4 protein-coding genes are annotated in these 8802 nt (G+C 45.6%); all 4 read right to left on the bottom strand.

Annotation, left to right across the window (positions count from 1 at the left end):
- Nucleotides 1–530 precede the first annotated feature (530 nt).
- Nucleotides 531–1412, bottom strand: a complete 882-nt coding sequence (locus ACO5GU_RS07090) for a YitT family protein (protein ID WP_035427241.1) — start codon at nucleotides 1410–1412, stop codon at nucleotides 531–533.
- A 1-nt stretch (nucleotide 1413) separates the two neighbouring features.
- Nucleotides 1414–2523: a peptide chain release factor 2 gene (gene prfB / locus ACO5GU_RS07085; RefSeq protein ID WP_484803910.1), complete on the bottom strand. Its 1110-nt coding sequence runs from the start codon at nucleotides 2521–2523 to the stop codon at nucleotides 1414–1416.
- 2 nt (nucleotides 2524–2525) lie between these two features.
- Nucleotides 2526–5276, bottom strand: coding sequence for a preprotein translocase subunit SecA (gene secA / locus ACO5GU_RS07080; protein ID WP_484930584.1), 2751 nt, complete (start codon nucleotides 5274–5276; stop codon nucleotides 2526–2528).
- 91 nt (nucleotides 5277–5367) lie between these two features.
- Nucleotides 5368–8403, bottom strand: a complete 3036-nt coding sequence (locus ACO5GU_RS07075; protein WP_484930583.1) for an AfsR/SARP family transcriptional regulator — start codon at nucleotides 8401–8403, stop codon at nucleotides 5368–5370.
- Between the last annotated feature and the right edge of the window lie 399 nt (nucleotides 8404–8802).

The following is an 8802-nucleotide window of genomic DNA, read 5'->3' as shown; positions in this document are numbered from 1 at the left end:
TCTGTTAAAAAGACGTATACATGACGCTGAAAATACCTCAATCATGCAGATTATCGTCATTAGATGTGTAATATGCCCGCATCTGAGCAGAATATCCGACTTAGGTGTGTTCCTTAGGTGCGGAATTTACCTATAGTTAAATATTTTATATGACGCTATTCATTTTCTAGCATATTAGGTTAAGTTTATGCATAGAAATGTATATCAAGCGGTGCAGCCATCTAGCTTCCTGGCTATCTTGATTAGAAACATGTCGATTCTTCAGCAGGACCTACCAAAGCTGCGCTATTTTGTGCGCCAGGCCTAAAAGCCGACGCTAACACGCTGCAGAATCATAATCACCCGCATATGAACTGCCTCCCATTTCTTGGACATAAGAAATGGGAGGCAGTTCATTGTGCGGGCGCCTTTTTACATCGCAAAATTTTTGCGTGCAATTGTGTTTAATCGCATCCAGCTACACGCATCCACCGAAGTTCAACAGAACCATCTGTCGAGCAGCTTGCTGACCAAACAACGATTAGCAGCGATTAGCTTTCCAAAGCCTCAAATGACTTAAAGCCTTCGCCGATTGCCTCGTGGACCTCTGAAACAAACACCAGTGCATCTGAGTCAATCTCGGAAACGATAACTTTCAGCTGAACAACCTCCGTACGACCAAGAACGCACATCAAAACAGGCTTGTGCGCACCACTCCACAGTCCGCGCGCCTGAAGCTCTGTGCAGCCACGATTAAGGTTATAGAGAATTTCGTGAGCGATGGCATCGTGCTCAGAGGAAATAATGTAAACGCAGCGCTCAGATCTTGGTCCGTCGATGACAAAGTCAATCATTTTTCCTGTAACAAAGATTGCCAAGGTAGAATACAGACCGTTTTCTAGCGAGAAGACCGGAATAGCCGCAATAATAATGAGAATGTCTACAATAATGATTGCAGTGCCGGATGGAATAGAAAAACGCTTGGAAACCGCCTGAGCAATGATGTCTGTACCACCGGTATTTCCACCCGCTCTAAATACAAGGCCAAGACCAAAACCACAGATAATACTGCCCCACAAAGCAGCAAGCATAAGATCATTGGCGCCAAGAGCTGGTAAAAAAGGTGCAAATAAATCGACAAAAATGCTGGAAATTAAGAAGCCTACAACACTCTTGAGCAAGTATTTTTTGTTGCCGCTTTTTGCAACAAAAGCCATCAAAATGATATTCATAGCGATTGTTTGCATACCAACTGGCAAATCAAAACCAAAAGGCAATGCAACAGCTCTGATAATCGTTGCAAAACCAGTAATACCACCAGCCGCAAGTCCGTTAGGAACTTCAAATACATCAAGGCCAACTGCAAAAATTGCACAGCCAAGGACGATAAAGAACGAATCTTTAAAGGTCTTTTGCCAAGTAGATTTTTGCACACTAATCCTTTCCGCCAACAACCCAGCGATGGTACGCAATGATGAACTGATCAAGATCGCCGTCTGAAAGAACGGACTCTACGTTTCCTGTTTCTGCACCTGTTCTTAAGTCCTTAATGAGCTGATAAGGATAAAGAACATAACTCCTAATTTGATTGCCAAACGAGATTTCTCTCTTTGGACCGCGAAGCTCATCCAGCTCAGCTTCGCGTTTCTCCTTTTCAATCTCATACAAACGACTGCGCAAGATATTCATTGCTGCAGCTTTGTTCTGAAGCTGGCTGCGTTCGTTTTGGCAGGTTACTACCGTTCCTGTTGGAATATGTGTAATACGAACTGCCGAGTCTGTAGTGTTAACTCCCTGACCTCCTGGACCAGATGCATGATAGACATCAATACGCAGGTCATTGGGGTCAATAGCAACTTCAATATCTTCAGGAAGAACGGGTAAAACTTCTACACCAGCAAATGACGTCTGCCTGCGTTTCTTATCGTCAGTAGGAGAAATTCTTACCAGACGATGCACGCCCTGTTCGGCACGAAGCATGCCATAAGCATTTTTTCCACTTACCGTAAAGGTTGCGCGGTCAAGACCAATAACCTCTGCAACAGGAGCGTCGTTGATATCAACTTTCCAACCACGACGATCGCAATATTTGAGATACATGCGAAAAAGCATCTCGCACCAGTCTTGAGACTCAAGACCACCCTGACCAGGCTTAATAGTAACAATTGCATCACCATGATCAAGTTCATCAGTAAACCAGCTTGAAAGCTCAAGCTCCGACAAGTCTTTTTCAAGAGATGCCGCAAGCGCTTGAGATTCGTCGAGTGATGCTTGGTCCCCAAGCTCTGTTCCAAGCTCAAAAGCGGCCTCAGCATCACCGAGTTTCTCTTTAGCCCTATCAATACCAGCAACATCATCGCGAAGTGATGCTAGTTGAGTCATTATTTTTTGCGCAGTTTCAGCGTCGTCCCAAAAATTGGGACGAGCACTTTCTGCCTCAAGTTCTGAAATTTGCTGACGCTTCTCAGTGAGGTGAAGATATCCTTCTACCTCAGAGAGACGCTCCGCTAAAGCTTGGAGCGAAACAACCTCTGTATCAGCCATTCTTACCTATTTCGGCCGTGGCAGTTCTTAAACTTTTTGCCACTTCCACATGGGCAAGGGTCATTACGACCAACGTTGACGTAAGGATTTGGATCGTCAGACTTACGGTAGGTTGATACAGAAGACTGGCTGGCGCCGGTTCCCTGTGGACTCTTTCCAATAGCTGCGGCATTCTTAAGCATGCTCTTGCCTTGCTTAAGTGCCTTTTGATCGCCGTCGGTCTCTTCTCCACCAGAATAGTGAGCATTCTGGAAGGCCTCTGCCTCAGTATTCTGACGTGGACGATTAACCAACTCAAGGCGAAGAATGGTACGGAGGAAGTCCTCATACATGGTGTTTACCAGCAGCGTAAATGCCTCGTATGCCTCGGTCTTATACTCAACCAGAGGATCACGCTGACCAAAACCACGAAGACCAATACCGGTCTTTAGGTAATCCATCTCCTGGAGGTATGCCATCCAACGAGTATCAATGACGCGAAGCATTACCTGAGCAGCAAGCTCACGCATAACTTCTTCGCCAAGCTTCTGGGTCTTCTCGTCAAAAGTCTTTTGGACAAATGCGGTGACATCCTCTTCAAGCTGCTCAAACTTGGTATCCTCGGTAAACTCTGGAAGATCAGTCTTACCAGTAAGTTCAGTGAGCCACTTCTCAAGACCCTCAAAATCCCACTCGTCAGCATCTCCGTAGCAGAACTCCTCGCAAATGCGCTGAGTAGTAGAAGCAGTGACTGTCTCGATGAGGTCCATAAGATCCTTGCCGTCAAGAATCTTGTTTCTCTCTGCGTAAATGACCTGACGCTGCTTGTTCATAACATCGTCGTAATCAAGGACGTTCTTACGCATTGCAAAGTTGACTTCCTCAACCTTGCGCTGGGCGCCCTCGACAAGCTTGGTAACAATCTTTGCCTTAATTGGCATATCGTCTGGAAGCTCATAGCGCTGCATCATTGCTGCAACGCCATCCATGCGATCTCCACCAAAGCGGCGCATCAAATCATCTTCAAGAGAAAGGTAGAACTGGGTCTGACCAGGGTCTCCCTGACGACCAGAACGACCACGAAGCTGATTGTCAATACGACGACTCTCGTGACGCTCGGTACCAATAACGCACAAACCACCCGCAGCGGTTACTGCCTCACGCTCAGTAGCGCAGATTTCCTTTGCTTCTTTGCACGCAGCTTCTTTTTGCACCTGAGTAGCCTCAGCTGGCTCAATTCCCTGGTTACGAAGGATGTCTTCAGCCATGACATCTGGGTTGCCACCCAAAAGAATATCGGTACCACGACCTGCCATGTTAGTTGCAATAGTAACTGCACCCTCACGACCAGCCTGAGCAATAATCTGTGCCTCACGCTCATGGAACTTAGCGTTCAGAACATTATGTTTAATGCCGCGTTTAGACAGAATGCGAGAAATACGCTCGGAGTTGTCAATGGAAACGGTACCAACCAGTACTGGCTGACCATTCTGATGACGCTCTTCAACGTCTCTTACGACAGCCTCAAACTTAGCATCAATAGTACGATAGACCAGGTCATCGAGGTCTTCACGCTTAACCGGACGGTTAGGTGGAATAACCTGAACAGGAACGTGATAAACCTCACGGAACTCTGCATCCTCGGTCATTGCGGTACCGGTCATACCGGAGAGCTTGTCGTACATGAGGAAGTAGTTCTGGAGGGTGATAGTTGCCAAAGTCTGGTTTTCTTCACGTACCTGAACGTTCTCTTTTGCCTCAATTGCCTGGTGAAGACCCTCAGAATAACGACGGCCTTCCATGATACGACCAGTAAACTCATCAACAATCTTTACTTCGCCATCAATGACAACGTACTGCTGGTCACGATGGAACATATACTCAGCCTTCAGCGCCTGCTGAAGATGATTGACTAGTTGGCCTGTCTCATCGTTGTAGATATCGTCAATGTTGAGAGCGCGCTCGACCTTCTCGAGACCAATCTCTGTTGTTGCAATGGTGTGCTTTGCCTCATCCATCTCAAAGTCAACATCTGGAGTTAATCCACGAACTGCCTTTGCAAAATCCTTATAGGTACCTGCGGATTTAGTGCCAGCACCAGAAATAATCAGAGGAGTACGAGCCTCATCGATAAGGATGGAGTCAACCTCGTCGACGATGGCGTAGTGGTGTCCACGCTGAACACGCATCTCTGGACGAGTAACCATGTTGTCGCGCAGGTAGTCAAAGCCAAACTCTGAGTTTGTACCGTAAGTAATATCTGCCTCATATGCAGGCTTTTTAAGGCTCAGTCGCATGCCGTTCTGCAGAAGGCCAACACTGATGCCCAAGAACTTGTAGATGGTGCCCATCCACTCACTGTCTCGTTTAGCCAGGTAGTCATTGACCGTAACGATGTGAACGCCTTCGCCGCTCAGTGCGTTAAGGTAACCAGCAAGAGTGGAGACAAGCGTCTTACCTTCACCAGTCTTCATCTCTGCGATAGTGCCCTTATGCAGCGCGATGCCACCAATGAGCTGGACATCAAAGTGACGCTGACCAATAGTTCTTACTGACGCCTCACGTACCGTCGCAAAAGCCTCTGGGAGAAGATCGTCTAGACTTTCTCCTTCGGCATAACGAGCCTTGAACTTCTCGGTCTGAGCCTGAAGCTCTTCATCGCTCATTTCCTGCATTGTTGGCTCAAGCGCATTGATCTTCTCGACAATACGCTGATATGCTTTGAGGTCCTTGTCAGCGCCAAAGGACAGAATCTTAGAGAGGAAATTAGGCATAGCTTTTTCCTTGACGTCGGGCATCTATCTTCGGTTGATAGACACAGTATTCAACTTATATATCATACCCCGTCTAACTGCTTGAATCACACTACATGGCGTCGTAAAATCCCAATTTCGTTATTTCTCCACCACTAGTTTCTATTGATTCTTTTCCCTTTTCTGCACCTGCAATCATCCTGAGCTGTTTAGACGGCATTTTTCTACGCTTCATAACGTATTTCTGCACGTACAAATCGTAGTAATGCTGCGCATCCTGCGCCCGACCACATTTTCTCAATGCCTGAATGAGCGCCATAAGTGTGTCCTCTCGCATATCATCAACAAGGTAGGCGAGCTCTGCAAAATGCACCGCAAGCGTATAGTGGGTAATTCTCAAAGCAGCCGCCGAAGCCGTTACCATGGTATCTATGTATTGATCTCTCAGGGCAACACGAATGGGATCTGCAAACCTAAAGCATTCATCCTCAGGAAGATACAAATCCCCTTGGTACAACTCTTCCGCCTGCTTAGCCAGATGCACTATGTCTTCATCGCTGTTCGATGACGCCACACTTTTTGCTAATCGCGTAAAAATATCAATATCTACGGTCACCTGCTGGGGATTAAAACCAAGTGTCTTTTCAATCCGAGATGCTTCCAAAGGCTCACAATCTGTCTGAATCTCCTGGACCTCTTTGCGAATAACTCGAGTTGCTTGATACAGACGCTCTTGCCAATGTGCCTGATCAGCCTCCGGCCAAATCTGCTGCGCAATCTGCGACCTAAAGCTCATGTGATTGTGAGCAAGCGCCAAATACACAAGCAGCGCCTTTGCCGATCGATAGGCAATTTTTCTGCCAGCAATCTCCTCTCCTTGAACCGACAAACTAAATCTGCCGAGAAGAGCAAGGTAAACTCCTGGGTGAGCGTTATTTACCTTCTCTACGTGCAGGCTCTTCAGAGCGGAGTCTTCAGTCCAAGAATCCCCTGCTCCTTGCCGAGATACTCTCCATTTTGTTATGTCTCGTTTTCCTTCATTTGAACGTAGGTAATGGAGCCATTCATCTGGTGTTTCTCGTTCTAAGCACTGCTGAAATTCAGAGTCATCGGACAGAAGCGCTCTCACAAGCCACATGGCATTTTCTGGAACTCCATACTCAACCGCATCCAGCCAAACGGGAGCATGTCCGTTTACACTCTTAAAGAGAGCTTTATATATTGTTCTACATGCAGCTTTTAGCGATGGATGGGTAATTGTCTCAAGGCTCTTCTCCGTAGGTTTAACGCCTAAGAAAAATCCCGCAATATCTTCAATGATCTTTCCGACTTGCACCACATATAATGAATCCCATTCCCTACTCAGCAGCACCGCTCTTCTCGCCTGGAGCTGCGCTTTGGGATATGCTCTGCTTCTGAGGCTGAGAAGAGCTCCAATAAGAAGCGCGGGCACTTGAATCATACGATTACCCTGCAGTTCTGCTTGGCTGATGAGCTGTTCAGTATCGTATAAGTCTCCCACAGAAGAGCTTTTTTCAAAAAGGTAGCGAACACATTTAAGTAGTCCTACAGACCCCTTTAAGCCTCCGACCTCACCTTCTTGTAAAAAGGAGAGCGAGCCTGAGGTGCGCGTATCAAATTCTTTTTGATATACACCCAGCAATGCGTAAAGCAATTCCACGTCAACAGCTTGAATTGACGAGGTTATTGATGCAGCTTTCTCATACTGCTGCTCAAGAAGCAGCAGCTGAAGGGCATACTTAAAATTTCCTTGCAAAGCTAAATCAATTGCGCGTTTATGTAGAGCAATTTTCTTCTCTAGCGGACCCAGCTCAAGGTCTTCCTTCAAGGGTGGCAGAGGCTTTTGCAAAATCAACTTCAGTAAAGTCATATATGCCGTTTGCTTAAGAAATCCGTTAAATGAAGTGAGATTTTTGAGTGCTCTATCAGCATCTTTAGTATTCATCGGCCCCTTAGCAGTAGACAGCGAATCCACCATTCCCTTAGCAGCTTTTTTACTTGAGTTATCGAGCGTACAGTCAGAATGCGTGGCAGTAAGTGCGTTATCTACCAGCTCAATATATCCAGCATCTGCAAATTCCGCTGCATGAGAAAGAACAATTTCCCAGATAATCTCTTCTCTAACCAGTGAGCTCACAAACGCAGCCTTAGAGAAATCTTCTCTATCGATCAGCAGGACTATAGTTTTCAGAACAAGCTTTTCATGCTTACCCGCTAGAGTCACAAGCTCCTGTTTATTAAAGTTCAAGACATCAAATCTTGTAGCATGAATACACGAGAAACGCCTAGTTTCTACATGCACGCCAAAGAAAGGCGCATCTTGCTCTATCTTGGCCAAATACTCAAGATCAACTTGTCCGCATATACGGCTTAAATCATCAAATGAACCAACACCGAGCAACATCATGCCCAGCCTGAGCCTAAGTTCCTCAATGCCTAGCGAGCTTCTGAGCATATACGATGCAACGCAAGCAAGACTAGTTAGATACGTAATTGGAACATCCACATCTCCATGCTCGCAAAATGTAACTGGCAAAGAGTAAACAAGCGTTGGAATACCGCGAGTCAATCTCATATTAGTCAAAATTGATTGTTCAGAATTATCTATTCCAGGCATAAACGTGAGCAGCTCATTCTTTCCCAAAACATATACGCTAGGGACTTCGTCGATTAACTGACGAGCTTCAGGAGATAAAGAAATCGCAACAAGACAGCCAGCCATGCGAAGACGCGCAATTGATTTAACCTGGCGAGCAACAAAATACTCGTCAGACGGAGGAAAATCATCAATAAGAACTAACCTTTTAACCACCTTTGATTTCTTAGCATTGCAGATAGATGTGCTTTTCTTAGTAAGAATCTGAGTTGCCTCTTTAGCCGACAAACTAGAAAGAGAGATTTCATACACAGTCCATCCGTGTGACTGCGCATAATCCGCCAACTCACGCAAAAACATAGTCTTACCCATGCAGGGCTCTGCACAAAGCGCGAGCGGCCTCTTGGTCTTTTCCATTGTTCTGAGGAAGTGCTGCGGCGGAACTACCCTGCTATAGTCACCCATCACATGGCGAGAAGACCCACCGAGCAGCGACTCTGTTCCAGCAGTTTCTCTGTTTTCTGACTCCATAAAACCTCTCCTTACTGTTCAAACACTCAAGCGCTACATGCGCTCTAACATTTCTTGTCTCAAAATTTGGTGTGGGATAAATAATCAAGCCAAATTTGTCAGAAAGTGAGAAGGTTTAGGTAAACGGTAGGTGAAATATGGTCAGATTCGTGACAGATTAGTAACAAAATGCACACAGAAATGCACAAATGTTAAAACAAGATAACATCAAATGGTAAAAATTATCTTCCGTGAACGGCATTTAATTAAGAAAATTATGTAAATATTGTGATACACAATAAATATATAATACGTAATAAATATGGATTTTTAGTAAAAATTTTTATGCTATTTTCGAATATTCTCTACCAAAAAAGAGGACCTCACAAAAGTGAGATCCTCTCGACATAAAAATGCCCC

The organism is Lancefieldella sp. (assembly GCF_057237245.1).
Note: the sequence above shows the minus strand (reverse complement) of the source record. Positions and strands in the feature narration are given on the sequence as shown.